Raw genomic sequence first — 16,153 nt, forward strand, 5'->3', positions numbered from 1 at the left:
TGTAGATACCGTCTTAAATCTCACCGGGCAAGCGCAAGTTTTGGGTCATATGGCAGACCTGACTTGAGCACTCCGTAAACGAAGTGCAGCAGTTTGCGCATCGCTGCGCAGATGATCTGCTTGGGGGCCTTGCCGTTGGCCTCCAAGCGTTCTTTCATCGCCATGATCGCGTTATTGTGTTTCAGCGCCACCATGCCAGGCATGTAAAGGCCTGCACGCAGCCGTGCTGAGCCGATTCTCGAAATTAGGGTGTGGCCCTTGAGCTTCCCTGATTCCTGCAACTTGGGGTTCAGCCCAGCAGCGGCGACAAGTTGGCGAGGATCGCTGTACTTGCGCAAGTCACCCAGCTCGGCCAGCAATCGCTCAAGCGTTTTCTGTCCGATGCCGTCGATGGTCACGATCAGATCCCGCATCTGGCGCATGTCCGGGTCGTCATCAATGTGCTTTTTGATCGCCTTATGCGTTTCTACGATCTCTTTTTCGATATGGCGCAGAACGGAGTTGATCGAGTCTTTGACCTTTTCGTCAGACACATCCAGACGATTACGCTCCATTTGCTCCATTTCCTGAAGGTCATCCAAACGGCGCACCATCGCTTTCAACTGGCGATATTTCAGTGGCTCAGGCGCCCAGGGCTGAAGCTTCTGATCTTTTTCTCGGGCGAAGTCAGCGATCAGCTTGGCGTCGCTTTTATCGGTCTTGATTCGGCGCAGTTCACTGTCCGCGTACGCTTTGGTCGTGGCCGGGTTCACTACGCAGACCCGGAAACCCTTGTTGTAGACGAACTCGGCAAGCTCCAGGTGGTAGACGCTGGTGGCTTCCATCACGATCAGGGCCGAACGCTCGACGTGTTTGTCCAGCCAGGTCTCAAACTCTTTGAAACCCTTCGGATCGTTGCCCAGCTTGGCCTTGGTTTTGTGCTTGCCATTGGGCAAATGTGTAGCAATATCAAAGGTGTTCTTTGCGATGTCGACGCCAACGAAACCTGACATGATCGTCTCTCCACTTGGTCCCTTTTGCGATCATCACTTCACTCTGTCCAACCTTGCGAATGCGAGCTCTAGCCTGAGGCGGGCCCAAGATACCGTTCGAACTGTATGAGTGAGTGTGGAGGGCTGGAGCACAATCTACGTCACAGGCAAAAAGCCTAAGGAGCTGCACGGCTTCCAAGTCCCTCCCTCGATGATCAGTCGAGAACTATCGCTCCTGACAGGGCGATAGTCGATATACAAGGAGCTGCCGAAGGCTGCGATCTTTTGATTTTGACCTTAGATCCACCCACCCCACTGCAACACAAAAATCCCCAGGTTGGTGGTAATTGCCGCCATCAGCGTGGTGATGACGATGATCGCCGCGGCCAGTTCATGGTTGCCATCGGCGGCGCGGGCCATGACGTAACTGGCGGCGGCGGTGGGGCTGCCAAAGTACAGGAACAGAATTCCCAGCTCCGCCCCGCGAAAGCCCCAGAGCCAGGCGCCGAGGGTGGCCAGCAGCGGCAGGCCGATCATTTTTACCAGGCTCGAACTCAGGGCCATCTTGCCGCTTTTGCGCAGCGCCGCCAGCGACAGCGTGCCGCCGATGCAGATCAACGCCAGGGGCAAAGTCATCTGGGCAAGGTATTTGGCCGAGGTTTCGAACCAGTTCGGCAGGCCGATCTGCCAATAGGCCAACGGCGTGGCCAGGACCACACTGATGATCAGCGGGTTGCTGACCACGCTTTTGCAGATGCTCCAAGGATCGGACTTGATCACCGGGCTGTAGACCGCCAGCACGATGGTCGACAGGGTGTTGTAGAACAGGATCACCAGCGCCGCGAGAATCGACCCCAGGGAAATCCCGTAATCGCCATACATGCTCGCCGCCAGCGCCAGGCCGATCACACCGTTGTTGCCGCGAAAAGCGCCCTGGGTATAGATGCCACGGTCCTCACGCGGACACCGCCAGATCGCCCAGCCCCAGGCCACGGCAAAGCACACCAGGGTGGCAATGGAGAAATAGATCAGCAGGTCCGGCTGCAATGCCGCATGGAGATCGGCATGCAGGATGCCGAGGAACAACAGCGCCGGCATGGTGACGTTGAACACCAGGGACGAGGCGATGTGAATGAAGTTGTCGTTGATCCAGTAAATGCGCTTGAGCAGTGTCCCCAGAAACAACATGGCAAACACCGGCGCGGTGATGTTCAGGGTTTCGAGGAAAATTGCCAGCATGCCGGGGACCTTGAGAAGGGTGTCGTTAGGTGGCTAATGATAGCCACTAACGCCACGGGCGTCTGGTAGACCGCTATCGTCGGATCGCCGCCCGGTGCAAGCGCGCTCCCACATTTTGTTCTTGGGTGAACGCAGAATCTACATTCACCGCAAATCCCCTGTGGGAGCGGGCTTGCCCGCGAAGACGGCGGCACATCCAACCTCAATGCCAGCTGAACCACCGCATTCGCGAGCAAGCCCGCTCCCACACTGGGTCTCCAGCGATCACGCAATCATCAAGTAATCGGCGCCGGGTTGAACAGGGTGATGTCGTTGTACAGCTTGTGCCGCTCGGCCCAGGTCTGTTTCTTGCCGCTGGCCACGTCCAGGTAGTAATGGAACAGTTCCCAGCCCAGTTCCTCGATGGAGGCGCGCCCGGTGGCGATGCGTCCGGCGTCGATGTCGATCAGGTCGGGCCAGCGCTGGGCCAGTTCGGTGCGGGTCGAGACCTTCACCACCGGCGCCATCGCCAAGCCGTACGGCGTGCCACGGCCGGTGGTGAACACGTGCAGGTTCATCCCCGCCGCCAGTTGCAACGTACCGCAGACAAAATCACTGGCCGGCGTGGCACAGAAGATCAACCCCTTTTGCTTGAAGCGCTCGCCCGGGCCAAGCACGCCGTTGATGGCGCTGCTGCCGGATTTGACAATCGAGCCCAGGGATTTTTCGACGATGTTCGACAGCCCGCCCTTCTTGTTGCCCGGCGTGGTATTGGCACTGCGATCGGCCTCGCCCTTGGCCAGGTAACGGTCGTACCAGTCCATCTCGCGCACCAGCTCCTGGGCGACTTCCCGGGTTTGCGCCCGGGAGGTCAGCAGATAGATCGCATCGCGTACTTCGGTGACTTCGGAAAACATCACCGTCGCCCCGGCCCGCAATAACAAGTCCGAGGCATAACCCAAGGCTGGGTTGGCGGTGATGCCGGAGAACGCATCACTGCCGCCGCACTGCATGCCCAGGATCAGCTCCGACGCCGGCACGGTTTCGCGGCGGCGCAGGTCAAGTTTCTTCAGGCGGGTTTCGGCCAGTTCCATGATCTGCTCGATCATCTCGGTGAAACCGTGGCTGGAATCCTGCAATCGATACAACCACGGCTCGCTGAGGTCCACCGAGCTGTCGTTCTCATGCATCACCTGCCCGGCCTGCAATTTCTCGCAGCCCAGGCTGATCACCAGCGCTTCGCCACCCAGGTTCGGGTTGCGTGCCAGATTGCGCACGGTGCGGATCGGGATGTACGCGTCGGTGGCGGTGATTGCCACGCCGCAGCCGTAGCTGTGGGTCAGCGCCACCACGTCATCGACGTTCGGGTATTTGGGCAGCAATTCGTCCTTGATGCGCTTGACCGCGTGGTCCAGCACCCCGGCCACGCACTGCACCGTGGTGGTGATGCCGAGGATGTTGCGCGTGCCGACGGTGCCGTCGGCGTTGCGATAGCCTTCGAAGGTGTAGCCCTCCAGCGGCGCATCGGCCACCGGCACATCGGTGGACAGCGGCAAGCTGTCCAGCGGCGGCGCGGTGGGCATGCGCAGCTGGTCTTCCTTGACCCAACTGCCACGAGGGATCGGTTGCAGCGCGTAGCCAATGACCTGGCCGTAACGAATCACCTCGCCGCCCTCGGGAATATCTTCCAGGGTGACCTTGTGGCTCTGCGGCACAAAGTCCACGGTGACCAGGCCATCCGGGAACTCGGTTCCGGCTGGCACGCCCTGGTCGTTTACCACAATGACCACGTTGTCCCGCTCGTTCAGGCGGATGTAACGGGGCGAATCGGCATGTTCAATCAGTTGCATCGACATCGCTCCTTCAGGATTTCGCTTCAGACAGGCTGGAAAATTGGTCATCCTGGGCCGTGGGTTCTTTGAGCACGACACGTTTGATCGGCCCGACGATCACCAGGTAACTGAACACCGCCATCAGCGCGTTGCAGCCCACGAACACCAGCGCCCATTTGAACGAACCGGTGGAGCTGATGATGTAGCCGATGACGATCGGCGTGGTGATCGATGCCAGGTTGCCGAAGGTGTTGAACAGGCCGCCGCTCAGACCGGCGATCTGTTTTGGCGAGGTGTCGGACACCACGGCCCACCCCAGTGCGCCTACGCCTTTACCGAAAAAGGCCAGGGCCATGAAGCCCACCACCATCCACTCGATGTCGACGTAGTTGCACGCCACGATGCTGCTGGACACCAGCAGACCGGCGATGATCGGCGCCTTGCGGGCGAAGGTCAGCGAGTGGCCCTTGCGCAGCAGGTAGTCGGAAATCACCCCACCGAGCACCCCACCGATGAAACCGCAGATCGCCGGCAAGGAGGCAATGAAACCGGCCTTGAGGATGGTCATGCCGCGCTCCTGCACCAGGTACACCGGGAACCAGGTCAGGAAGAAGTAGGTGATGCCGTTGATGCAGTATTGGCCCAGGTACACGCCGAGCATCATGCGGTTGGTCAGCAGTTGGCGGATGTAATCCCACTTCGGACCGTCGCTCTTCTTACCCCTGCCCTTGTCCTGGTCCATGTCGACCATCGCGCCGTTGGCGGCGATGTGATTGAACTCGGCCTCGTTGATCATCGGGTGCTGCCGCGGGCTGTGGATAACCTTCAGCCAGACCAGCGAGAACACGATACCGACCACGCCCATCACGATGAACACGTGCTGCCAGCCAAAGCGGTAGACGATCCAGCCCATCAGCGGCGCAAACAACACCGTGGCGAAATACTGGGCCGAGTTGAAAATCGCCGAAGCAGTGCCGCGTTCAGCGGTGGGGAACCAGGCCGCGACGATGCGGGCGTTACCCGGGAAGGAAGGCGCTTCGGCCAGCCCGACCAGAAAGCGCAGCATGAACAGCGCCACCACGGCGGTGGAGACGCCGAATTCACCGACATAGCCTTGCAGCACGGTGAACAGCGACCAGGTAAAAATGCTCAAGGCATAGATTTTTTTCGACCCGAATCGGTCAAGCAGCCAGCCGCCCGGGATCTGCCCGGCCACGTAGGCCCAGCCGAAGGCGGAGAAGATATAACCGAGGGTAACGGCATCGATGCCGAGGTCTTTCTGCAGGCTGGAGCCGGCGATAGCGATGGTTGCGCGGTCGGCATAGTTGATCGTTGTCACCAGAAACAGCATGAGCAGGATCAAATAGCGGACGCGAGTCGGCTTGGTTTCTTGCATGTAAATCTACTTCCACTATTTATTTTTATACGGGAAATCTGGTGTACGGCCGGGCGGGTTGTCCCGCTCCGGCCGGTGTCGCAATTACGATCCGATGTAAGCAGTTTTCACCACGGTGTAGAACTCTTGCGCATAGCGACCTTGCTCGCGCGAGCCGTAGGACGAACCTTTGCGGCCGCCGAACGGCACATGGTAATCCACGCCGGCGGTCGGCAGATTGACCATCACCATGCCTGCCTGGGAATGACGTTTGAAGTGGTTGGCATATTTGAGCGAGGTGGTGGCGATACCGGCGGACAGACCGAACTCGGTGTCGTTGGCCATCGCCAACGCCGCCTCATAGTCAGCCACGCGCACGACGTTGGCCACCGGGCCAAAGATTTCTTCGCGGCTGATACGCATCGAGGCTTCGCTGTCGGCAAACAGCGTCGGCGCCAGGAAGTAACCTTCGGTATCGCACGTTACCAGGCCGCCACCGCTGACCAACCGCGCACCTTCGCTCTGGCCGATGTCGATGTACTTCAAGTCCTGGTTGAGCTGGGCTTCGGAAACCACCGGCCCGATATCGGTGCCGGCCTTCAAGGCATGACCGACCTTGATCGACTGCATGCGCTCGGCCATGGCAGCGACAAACTTGTCGTGGATACCGGCGGTCACGATCAGGCGGCTCGACGCCGTGCAACGCTGGCCGGTGGAGTAGAACGCGCTCTGCACCGCCAGTTCGACGGCCTGCTTGAGATCGGCGTCGTCAAGGATGATCTGCGGGTTCTTGCCGCCCATCTCCAACTGCACCTTGGCCTGGCGCGCCACGCAATTGACCGCGATCTGCCGCCCCACGCCCACGGAACCGGTGAAGCTGATACCGTCGACTTTCGGGCTGTTGACCAACACTTCACCGACCACACGGCCGCTGCCCATCACCAGGTTGAACACACCGGCCGGGAAACCGGCGCGGGAAATGATGTCCGCCAGGGCCCAGGCACAACCTGGCACCAATTCGGCGGGCTTGATCACCACACAGTTGCCGTAGGCCAGCGCCGGGGCGATCTTCCAGGCAGGGATTGCGATCGGGAAGTTCCACGGCGTGATCAGGCCGACCACACCCAGCGCTTCACGGGTGACTTCGACGTTGACACCCGGGCGCACCGACGGCAGGTAATCGCCCGACAGACGCAGGCACTCGCCCGCAAAAAACTTGAAAATGTTGCCGGCGCGGGTCACTTCGCCAATGGCTTCGGGCAGGGTCTTGCCCTCTTCCCGGGCCAGCAGTTGGCCGAGCTCTTCGCGGCGGGCGAGGATCTCGCTGCCGACTTTGTCCAGCGCATCGTGACGGGCCTGGATGCCCGAGGTCGACCAGGCCGGAAACGCGGCGCGGGCGGCTTCGATGGCGGCATTGACTTGAGCTGCATCAGCCTTGGCGTATTCACCAATGACATCGGACAAGTCAGACGGGTTGATGTTGGTGCAATAGTCGGCACCGGCCACCCACTGACCGTTGATGTAGTTATCGAAACGCTTTGAATCTGCCACGGAGCTACTCCTTCTACAATAGCTGTCTAGGAACGCAGAGCGTCCCTGGCTGCGCTCCCACGCAGAGCATGGGAACGTTCAAGCCTTACGCAAAAAGCCGCTGATTGCTCAGCGGCTTTGTCGGGTCTGTTACTGCTTGCCTTGCTTGTCGATCAGCGCGGCCAGGGCTTCGTATTCTTCTGGCAGCAGGTCGGTCAGCGGCGTGCGCACGGGACCTGCGTCATAGCCGACGATCTTCGCGCCAGCCTTGACGATGCTCACTGCATAACCGGCCTTGCGATTGCGGATGTCCAGGTAAGGCAGGAAGAAGTCGTCGATGATCTTGCCGACGGTCTCGTGATCGTCACGGGCAATGGCGTGGTAGAAATCCATCGCGGTTTTCGGGATGAAGTTGAACACCGCCGAAGAGTAGACCGGCACGCCCAGGGCCTTGTAGGCCGCGGCATAGACTTCTGCGGTCGGCAGGCCGCCCAGGTAGCTGAAACGATCGCCGAGACGACGGCGGATCGACACCATCAATTCGATATCGCCCAGGCCATCCTTATAGCCGATCAGGTTCGGGCAGCGCTCGGCCAGTTGCTCCAAGTGCGTGGCGTTCAGGCGGCAGACGTTGCGGTTGTACACCACCACGCCGATCTTCACCGATTTGCACACGGCTTCAACGTGGGCGGCTACGCCGTCCTGGCTGGCTTCGGTCAGGTAGTGCGGCAGCAGCAACAGGCCCTTGGCGCCCAGACGCTCGGCTTCCTGAGCGTACTCAATGGCCTGGCGGGTCGCGCCACCGACACCGGCGAGAATTGGCACGCTGGTGGCGCAGGTATCAACAGCTGTCTTGATGACTTGCGAATACTCGCTGGCGGCCAGGGAGAAAAACTCACCGGTGCCACCGGCCGCGAAAAGTGCCGAGGCGCCATACGGGGCCAGCCACTCGAGGCGCTTGATGTAGCTGTCGCGATTGAAATCGCCTTGAGCAGTGAAATCGGTGACCGGGAAAGACAGCAGGCCAGACGAGAGGATGGACTTCAGTTCTTGTGGATTCATTATTCGAACACCCTGGACGCAATGTTGTGTTGTAGGAAACGGTTCAGCTTCATGAGAAGTTGTAAGTCATCGTACAACTTAAAATGCGAACGTCAACTGCATTTCGTCTTTTGTCGAATGCCAGGTCCGGGGGTATTTGTGGCCAAGCCTTGTAACTCGCGGCTTTTGAGCAGATTGGAAGACCGCTCAAACTTGCCCTCGCCAAGGAGCAAGGCCGCTCATCGTCACTGTCAACGCTGCCAACAGGCGCCCCGGCGGCAAAGGCTTGCTCCCCCACCGGGCTGCGTCCTAGAAGCTATGTAAGAGCTAGGTAGGAGCCGTGTAGGAGCTGTCGAGTGCAACGAGGCTGCGATCCTGCTCCAGGCAATGAGGTCGCAAGTGAAAGATTAAGATCAAAAGATCGCAACCTTCGGCAGCTCCTACAGAGCGCCTACGATGCAGCCCAGCGCAAGCAAGCCCCTCGCCACAAGAGCAGTGACGAGCGGCTAGCCCTGGGCCTGCGCCTCTTCATGCGCCTGGCGCAGCCGTTCGCGGCTGTTGGTCAGGTGCAGGCGCATGGCCGCGCGGGCCGCGTCTGAGTCCTGGCGGGCGATGGCTTCGTAGATTTCCTCGTGCTCACGGCTCAGGCGATCCATGTAGTGCTGGTGGTCGTCGTGAGCCAGGCGCGCCGAATTCAGCCGGGTACGCGGGATGATGCTGGTGCCCAGGTGGGTCATGATGTCAGTGAAGTAGCGGTTGCCGGTGGACAGGGCGATTTCCAGGTGGAAGGCGAAATCCGAGGCCACCGCGTCGCTGGCGTGGGCCGCGCTTTCGTTCAGCGCATCCAGGGCCGCGCGCATCGCCGCCAGTTGCTCGTCGCTGCGGCGCTGGGCTGCAAGGCCTGCCGATTCCACTTCCAGGCTGATGCGCAACTCCAGGATCGCCAGCACGTCACGCAAGGTGACCACCGTCGCCGGGTCGATGCGAAAGCCGCTCGGGCTGGGCGTATCCAGCACGAAGGTGCCGATGCCGTGGCGGGTTTCCACCTGGCCGGCGGCCTGCAAACGGGAAATCGCCTCGCGCACCACCGTGCGGCTGACGCCATGGGCTTCCATGATCGCCGACTCGGTGGGCAATTTATCGCCACGCTTGAGCAGGCCGTCGCGAATCTGCTCGGACAGCACCGTCACCAGCTCCTGCGCCAGGCTGCGGCGCTTGCGGGGAAGGCGTGGTACGTCGATCGGTCTTTCCATGTGTCTGTGTCTCGGCAAGCGGCTGAATGCGCATCATGATAGCGCAACGTGGTTGTACGATCACCTTGCTCCCTGGCGGTCTTGGCAAAGTTTGCCGCCATGCACCGTTGTGGCGAGGGGATTTATCCCCGCTGGGCTGCGCCCGTAGGAGCTGTCGAGCGAAGCGAGGCTGCGATCTTGTCCCAGACAATTGAGCTAAAGATCAAAAGATCGCAGGCTTCGCCAGCTCCTACAGCCCAGCGGGGATAAATCCCCTCGCCACACGGTGTTCGACAATGACAATCAGGCGGTTACGGTGCGCTCCACCAGTTGGCCATTTTCGATACGCACATGTCGCGGATGGAACCGTTTCAAGCTGCTGCGATGGCCAACGCTGACAATGCTCAGCCCCGGTAACTGGTCAATCAGCGCCTGGTACAGCGTCGCTTCATCTTCTTCGTCCATCGCCGACGTGGCTTCGTCCATATACAACCATTGTGGTGCATAGAGCAATGCGCGGGCGAACGCCAGGCGTTGCTGCTCGCCGGGCGAGAGCATGCGTTGCCAGTGGTTGGCTTCGTCCAGTCGCGCCACCAGATGCGGCAGGCGACAGGTTTCCAGCACTTGGGCATAACGCTCTGGCGGGTATGTGTCGCCCGGCTGTGGATAACTCAGCGCCTCGCGCAACGTGCCAATGGGTAGATAGGGTTTTTGCGGCAGGAACAGATAACGCGCCGCGGGCAGCCGGATTGCGCCGTGCCCTTCGGGCCATAAATGCCCCATTGCCCGGAACAGGGTGGATTTACCGCTGCCCGAACGCCCGCTGAGCATCACCCGCTCGCCCGGCTCGACAGTCATATGGGCATTGCTGAGCAGATGACGGCCATCGCCCAGGTCCAACCCCAGACCCTGCACCGCCAATGCGTCGCCTTGGTTCTGCACATCGATGGCCGGCACGCGGTCTTCGTTGTCGCTCATGGCCTGGCGGAAGCTCAGCAGACGATCACACGTGGCGCGCCACGCGGCGAGGTCGGTGTACGCGCTGATGAACCAACTGAAGTTCTCCTGCACGTTGCCGAACGCCGAGTTGATCTGCATGAGCTCGCCCAACTGGATCTTGCCGGCGAAGTAGCGCGGCGCGGCGACGATGAACGGGAAGATGATCGCGATCTGGCCGTAGCCGGAGGTGAAGAAGGTCAGGCGCTTGGACACCCGCATGATGTCCCAGAAGTTGTGCCAGACCAGGCCGAAGCGGCCACTGAGCCGCCGGTTCTCGTTGGGTTCGCCGTTGTACAAGGCAATGCTCTCGGCGTTCTCGCGCACCCGCACCATGGAAAAACGCAGGTCGGCTTCAAAGCGCTGCTGGTTGTTGTTCAGGCCGATCAAGCGCCGACCGATCAGGTGCGTCAGCCAACTGCCCACCGCCGCATACACCAGCGCACACCAGAACATGTAGCCGGGGATGGTGTAGCCCAACACCTGGATGCTGCCCGACACCCCCCACAAAATGATCGAGAACGACACCAGGCTGACCACGGTGCGCAACAGTCCCAGACCCAGGCCCAGGGTGTTGCTGGTAAAACTGTTGAGGTCTTCGGAGATCCGCTGGTCCGGGTTGTCGGTGTAGCCACCCTGCTCCAGGCGGTAGTAATTCTTGTCACTGAGCCAGCGGGCGAAGTGTTTCTCCGTGAGCCAGGCTCGCCAGCGGATGGTGAGCATCTGCGTGAGGTACAAGCGATACACCGCGCCCAGGATCGCCACGGCGGCGATGCCGCAGAAATACAGGATCAACCGCCAGAACGCGACGCTGTCCTTCTCCTGCAAAGCGTTATAGAAATCCTTGTACCAGCTGTTGATCCATACCGAAATCGCCACGCTGAACAGCGACAGCACGATGACAGCGATTAACAGCGTCCAGGCCTTGCCCTTCTCCTCACTGCGCCAGTACGGCGTGGTCATTTGCCAGACACGGCGGAAAAACTGCCCGCGCACCGCATCATTGACCGCGGAATATTCAGCGTTCTGATTCATGGTTAAGGCTCAATAAAGAAAAAACCCGGGCCGATCATAGAGCAACGGCCCGATCTGCTGCGAGGGTGGACACCATCCGTTCAGCGCAGGTTCAGCGACGCACAGGGCGCTTCTGCAATTTGCGCTGCAAGGTGCGCCGGTGCATGCCCAAGGCGCGGGCAGTGGCGGAGATGTTGCCTTCGTGTTCGGTCAGCACCCGCTGGATGTGCTCCCATTGCAGGCGGTCCACCGACATGGGGTTTTCCGGCACCAGGGTGTCCAGATCGGCGTGTTCGGACAACAGGGCCGCCAGCACGTCATCAGCGTCGGCCGGTTTGCACAGGTAATTGCAGGCGCCGCGCTTGATGGCCTCGACCGCGGTGGCGATGCTCGAATAGCCGGTGAGGATCACCACGCGCATTTCCGGGTCCAGCTCCAGCAGCTTGGGCAACAGCACCAGGCCCGAGTCGCCGTCCATTTTCAAATCCAGCGCGGCGTAGTCCGGCAGGTCGGCCTGGGCGATGCTCAGGCCCTCCTCGGCGGAACCGGCGGTGCTCACGCGAAAGCCCCGACGGGACATGGCCCGGGCCATGACGCGGGTGAAGGTGGCGTCGTCGTCTACCAGCAACAGATGCGGCAGTTCTTCGCCGTCGACTTGGATCTCGTCACTCATGTTCGTCTCCTCGGTCGGCATGGGGCAGGCGCAGCTCGGTGAGCGTGCCGCCCTCCTCATGGGGGTAGAGTTTCACCGAGCCGCCGGCGCGTGTCACGCTGGCCTTGCTCAAAAACAGGCCCAGGCCGAAACCTTTGCCCTTGGTGGTGTAGAACGGCTTGCCGATTTGCTCGGCAATCGCCAGCGGCACACCGGCGCCGTGGTCGCGGATGCTGATGGTCAGCTCGTAGGCATTCCAGTCCAGCGCCACTTCCAGGCCTTCGGGGCAGGCGTCGGCGGCATTGTTCAACAGGTTGAGCAGCGCCTGGGTCAGGTCCGGCGGCGGCGCCATGCGCGGCACCGGGCCCTGGCCCAGACGCTGGAAGCGATAGCTGGCCTCCGGGCGCATCAGGTGCCAGCGATTCAGGGCTTCGTCGAGCCAGTCGGTGACGTCCTGCATGTCGATGGCCAGCCGGCGGTTGGCCTCAGCGGCACGCACCAGATACTGCAGGGTCTCCTTGCAAAGCTGGACCTGATCCTGCAACACGCCGAGGTCTTCCTGCAGCGCCGGGTCGTGGTGATCCTGGCGCATCTCCTTGAGCAGCACGCTCATGGTGGCCAACGGCGTGCCCAACTCATGGGCGGCACCCGCGGCCTGGGTCGCCACGGCCAGCAATTGCTCGTCCCGCAGGCCCTCTTCACGGCGAATAGCCCGCAGCTCCTCTTGACGACGCAATTCTTCGGCCATACGCGCGGCAAAAAACGTAATGACCCCCGCCGCCAGGGCGAAACTCAGCCACATGCCGTAGATCTGCAGGTTTTCCCGAGCGATGGGGAAGGTTTCCAGCGGATAGAAGCGCGCCAACAACAAGGTGTACAACGCCAGGGCGATGCCGGACAGGATCAGCGAATACCGCCACGGCAACGTCACTGCGGCGATGGTCAGCGGCACCAGGTAATAAGACACGAAAGGGTTGGTGGAGCCGCCGGAGAAATACAGCAATGCGCTGTGGATAAACAGGTCGCAGGCCAGTTGCACGGCGTACTCCAGCTCAGTCACCGGCCACGAGGTGCGCAGACGAATGGCGGTCAGCGCGCACAGTATCGAAGAGCAGGCCAGGGTGATCGCCAATTGCAGCCAGGGCAGCGGCAGCAGCTCGAACCAATAGGCGAGCCCCACAGACCCGGCCTGGGCGGCCAGGACCAGGATTCGGATAAACGTCAGGCGCCAGAGGTTCTGGCGAGAGGCAGAAGTCATTTGCAAAGGGGCGAGCATGAGCTCTCCTGATGAGCGCTCCAGGCGGATCGCACGGAGTATAACCAAGGCGCGGGTGGCAGAGGCAGCTATGCGGCAAAGCGCCACAGCCCCAAATGCCACATATCCCTCCTGTGGCGAGGGAGCTTGCTCCCGCTGGACTGCGTCGTAGGAGCTGTCGAGTGCAACGAGGCTGCGATCTTGTTCCGGCTAACCGAGTCGTAAGGGAAAGATCAAAAGATCGCAGCCTTCGGCAGCTCCTACACACAGGTCAGCGGGAGCAAGAGTCCTTCATTGGTCTCATGCACATCTGTATAGAAGTTGTAACTGTGCGAACCCACCCATAAAAGCTAGAGTCTTATCCTTCACGCAGGCCCGGACCTCACCCCTGCGCCTCATTCCAAGGAGCTTTCATGCACACGTTCAGTCGTCACGCCGCCCTGCTCGCCTTAAGCCTCGGCACCGTCGCCAGCCTGCCGGCCCTGGCCGCCGATGAGCTTCACTACAACCAGATTTCCGTGCGCGCCGAAGCCAGCCAGGAAGTCGCCCGCGACCTGATGATCGTCACCCTCTACACCGAGGAACAAAACACCGACCCGGCCAAACTCGCCGCGGCCATCAGCACCACGCTGAACAAAGCCATCGGCCAGGCCAAGCAGGTCAAGGACATCACCCTGCGCCAGGGCAGCCGCAACAGCTACCCGGTCTACGACAACAAAGGCCAGAAAATCACCGGCTGGCGCGAACGCGCCGAACTGCGCCTGGAAAGCGCCGACTTCGCCGCCTTGTCCAAGCTCACCGGCGAGTTGCTCACCGATATGAAAATGGCCGGCATGGACTTCGCCATCTCCACCGCCACCCGCCAGACCAGCGAAGACGCCCTGCTCAAGGACGCCGTCAACGCCTTCAAGGCCCGCGCCCAACTGGCCACCGAAGCCCTGGGCGGCAAGGGTTACAAAATCGTCAACCTGAACCTCAACAGCAACGGCTACCCACAGCCCTACATGCGTCCGCAGATGATGATGAAAGGCGCGTCCATGGATGCTGAATCCGTCACGCCTGAAGTAGCACCCGGTACCAGTCAAGTGAACATGACGGCGGATGGAGTGGTTGAGGTGTTGATGCAGTAACCATTCAAGGCAGCGGGTCAATTGCACCGAAGGCAATTGACCCACCTGTTTCGGAAGGGCCCTTTAGCTTGGCGGCACGGTCCATATATCGTTATTTCAGCAAAGCCACCGCTGCTTTAGCGAGCTGGATGAACAACTCATCATCCTGCGCATCAAAATCGCCATCTCCGTCAGCATCTCCTTTTACGTCCACCTTATCGTAGTGACCATTCTTCGAAGAGGAGGATACAGAGGTAGAAAAATCAATGTCCTTCCCGCTGTAGAATTCGAACAAGACCTCAGGGCTACTGTCACGATCGAGTTCTTCAATTGATATGCGAATTTCTTTGGCAGCCATCATTACACCTCTTCCATTGGATTAAGTAATTACGGCATCGCTCGTGAGAAAAGCGCGCCAGCATTCACCGTATGATCAGGCGCGCCAGTCGTCTACTGTCAGAACTAACAGGTGTACACCCGTACAGCGGGAGCTGGCCCTATCCTTCGGCGGGACTGCCCGGCGCCTCCAATTGATCCAACGCCTTATCCACCAGCAACTGGCACAACTCCACCAACTGATGAATCCCCAACGCCACGCTGCGCCGCGTGCCCTCCACTTCAAAGGCCAGGTTCTCAGCCATGGCTTTTACCGAAGCCAGGGTTTCGCTGGTGCTGGTCAGCAGCGTGTCGGCGTCAGCTTTGGCGGTGACGGAGAACAGGCTGTCGATACGGGGGTCCGTGCTTGGCTCTGGTTTTTTTGGATTGAGGTAATGATTGAGTGCCCGCTCGGCGGCTCGGTCTTTGAGTAGGTCTTCGATCGCGTCGAAATCCGCTAATGGATTCGTTCTGTTGAAGTTCGGTTCAGTCTTTCCTTCGTTCATGTGCATGCTCCTGATGAAATTGGAGCCATCACTTGCCGTTATGGTCGTGAGGCTTACGACCTATTAATTTCGGGTTCCCACTCCCGGCCGCTGTTTCGCAGCGACAGCAAAAGGTTAGAGAGCACATTTCCGAGGGACAACCTTAAAAGCTTGTCGGATGTTTCGCTCTGGCGAGCGGATCCTTCCGACGCACCTGAATGATTTATGCAGCCTCCCACCCCACCGCAAACCCCGTGGCGAGGGAGCTTGCTCCCGCTGGGCTGCGCAGCAGCCCCTGACCTGATACCTCGGTGCGTCAGGTTGTACAAATAAAGTCTCTTTTCCAATGCGGGCTGAAGTGCATAGCAGGCCCAGAGCTTGGGTAGATTTGTAGGGGGTTCCTTAGCTCTGTCCTGCTTACCCAGCCCTTACTACTTTTTACGTTGGAATAATGATTGGAATGATCATCGGCGAAGGCGGCGCGGGCGGGTTAATCATGCCTTCGCTTTTCACCACCGGCACACCCTTGCGTTTAATTGCCTCGAACAGTTCCTTGGTAGCTGCCGAGTCGATATAGCCCCCCTCATCTATAGACGCGCTCAACGCCAATTGACGCCGCTCTTCCGTCATCTGGAGCTGACTGGTCCGAAAAATCGTATGCAGGGCGACGTTTTTAAGCGCCGATATATCCACATGAGCGATCTCGACGTACTTCAACGCTTTGGCGTCCCAACCCTGAACGTACAGATCATTGGCGGTCAACGCGTAGGTGCAGAAATAGTAGGTGCCGGTATTCGAACCCGGGGTAGATACGATCAGAGAGCAACGGCCATGTTGCAAAATAGGGCTGTTCAGTCTTGGATAGTCTTTGACAAGTTGTGCAGGAAACTGTGTTCGGTCGTAGTAGATAGTAGCCTTGTCGTAGGGGGTAGTGTTGCAGGCTGAAAGGAGCAATGTCATGGACAGTAGGAGGGACGTGCCGAAATAGTGCATTGAATAATCCTTAAAAAACAAAAAACAAAAAACAAAAAACAAAAAATGGAGTCTTTCTTGGAGCAGGTTTTTCAC

Annotated in this window: 14 protein-coding genes; 1 reads left to right on the forward strand and 13 read right to left on the reverse strand. The window is 59.9% G+C overall.

The window, feature by feature from the left end; genetic code table 11:
* Window positions 1–20 precede the first annotated feature (20 nt).
* From BM132_RS27360 to BM132_RS27405, 10 genes are all read right to left on the reverse strand, one after another.
* Window positions 21–992: an IS110 family RNA-guided transposase gene (locus BM132_RS27360; RefSeq protein ID WP_092453883.1), complete on the reverse strand. Its 972-nt coding sequence runs from the start codon at window positions 990–992 to the stop codon at window positions 21–23.
* Between the two features lie 276 nt (window positions 993–1,268).
* Entirely contained in the window at window positions 1,269–2,210 is a 942-nt protein-coding gene (locus BM132_RS27365) for an AEC family transporter (protein WP_092459986.1), read from the reverse strand.
* 275 nt (window positions 2,211–2,485) lie between these two features.
* Window positions 2,486–4,039, reverse strand: coding sequence for a galactarate dehydratase (garD, locus tag BM132_RS27370; RefSeq protein ID WP_092459987.1), 1,554 nt, complete (start codon window positions 4,037–4,039; stop codon window positions 2,486–2,488).
* A gap of 13 nt (window positions 4,040–4,052) precedes the next feature.
* Complete coding sequence (locus BM132_RS27375) at window positions 4,053–5,417, reverse strand: MFS transporter (RefSeq protein WP_092459988.1); 1,365 nt, start codon at window positions 5,415–5,417, stop codon at window positions 4,053–4,055.
* Window positions 5,418–5,501: 84 nt separating this feature from the next.
* Window positions 5,502–6,947 (reverse strand): aldehyde dehydrogenase family protein, encoded by a 1,446-nt coding sequence (locus tag BM132_RS27380; RefSeq protein WP_092394148.1) that lies wholly within the window; start codon window positions 6,945–6,947, stop codon window positions 5,502–5,504.
* A 129-nt stretch (window positions 6,948–7,076) separates the two neighbouring features.
* On the reverse strand, window positions 7,077–7,988 hold the full coding sequence (gene kdgD / locus BM132_RS27385) for a 5-dehydro-4-deoxyglucarate dehydratase (protein WP_092394151.1): 912 nt from the start codon (window positions 7,986–7,988) through the stop codon (window positions 7,077–7,079).
* 485 nt (window positions 7,989–8,473) lie between these two features.
* Complete coding sequence (locus tag BM132_RS27390; protein ID WP_092394154.1) at window positions 8,474–9,220, reverse strand: FadR/GntR family transcriptional regulator; 747 nt, start codon at window positions 9,218–9,220, stop codon at window positions 8,474–8,476.
* A 282-nt stretch (window positions 9,221–9,502) separates the two neighbouring features.
* A complete protein-coding gene (locus tag BM132_RS27395; RefSeq protein WP_092459989.1) occupies window positions 9,503–11,230 on the reverse strand; it encodes an ABC transporter ATP-binding protein/permease in 1,728 nt (575 codons plus the stop codon).
* A gap of 91 nt (window positions 11,231–11,321) precedes the next feature.
* Entirely contained in the window at window positions 11,322–11,882 is a 561-nt protein-coding gene (locus BM132_RS27400; protein ID WP_047229017.1) for a response regulator transcription factor, read from the reverse strand.
* Complete coding sequence (locus BM132_RS27405; RefSeq protein WP_092459991.1) at window positions 11,875–13,137, reverse strand: ATP-binding protein; 1,263 nt, start codon at window positions 13,135–13,137, stop codon at window positions 11,875–11,877. The genes BM132_RS27400 and BM132_RS27405 overlap by 8 nt, the downstream gene beginning before the upstream one ends.
* A 392-nt stretch (window positions 13,138–13,529) precedes the next feature.
* Here BM132_RS27405 and BM132_RS27410 point away from each other — a divergent pair, with 392 nt between their 5' ends.
* A complete protein-coding gene (locus BM132_RS27410; RefSeq protein WP_092394160.1) occupies window positions 13,530–14,246 on the forward strand; it encodes an SIMPL domain-containing protein in 717 nt (238 codons plus the stop codon).
* Between the two features lie 91 nt (window positions 14,247–14,337).
* Here the strand turns inward: BM132_RS27410 and BM132_RS27415 are convergent, their stop codons facing one another.
* The 3 genes from BM132_RS27415 to BM132_RS27425 all read right to left on the reverse strand — a co-directional run bounded on the left by BM132_RS27415 (window position 14,338) and on the right by BM132_RS27425 (window position 16,078).
* Window positions 14,338–14,586, reverse strand: a complete 249-nt coding sequence (locus BM132_RS27415; protein WP_092394163.1) for a hypothetical protein — start codon at window positions 14,584–14,586, stop codon at window positions 14,338–14,340.
* A gap of 136 nt (window positions 14,587–14,722) precedes the next feature.
* Window positions 14,723–15,106: a DUF6124 family protein gene (locus BM132_RS27420; protein ID WP_092459997.1), complete on the reverse strand. Its 384-nt coding sequence runs from the start codon at window positions 15,104–15,106 to the stop codon at window positions 14,723–14,725.
* Window positions 15,107–15,523: 417 nt separating this feature from the next.
* Entirely contained in the window at window positions 15,524–16,078 is a 555-nt protein-coding gene (locus tag BM132_RS27425) for a hypothetical protein (protein ID WP_092459999.1), read from the reverse strand.
* Window positions 16,079–16,153: the final 75 nt, after the last annotated feature.

Origin of the sequence: Pseudomonas sp. NFACC45, from assembly GCF_900113505.1 — a bacterium.
In the GTDB taxonomy this organism is placed as follows: Bacteria; Pseudomonadota; Gammaproteobacteria; order Pseudomonadales; family Pseudomonadaceae; genus Aquipseudomonas; species Aquipseudomonas tehranensis.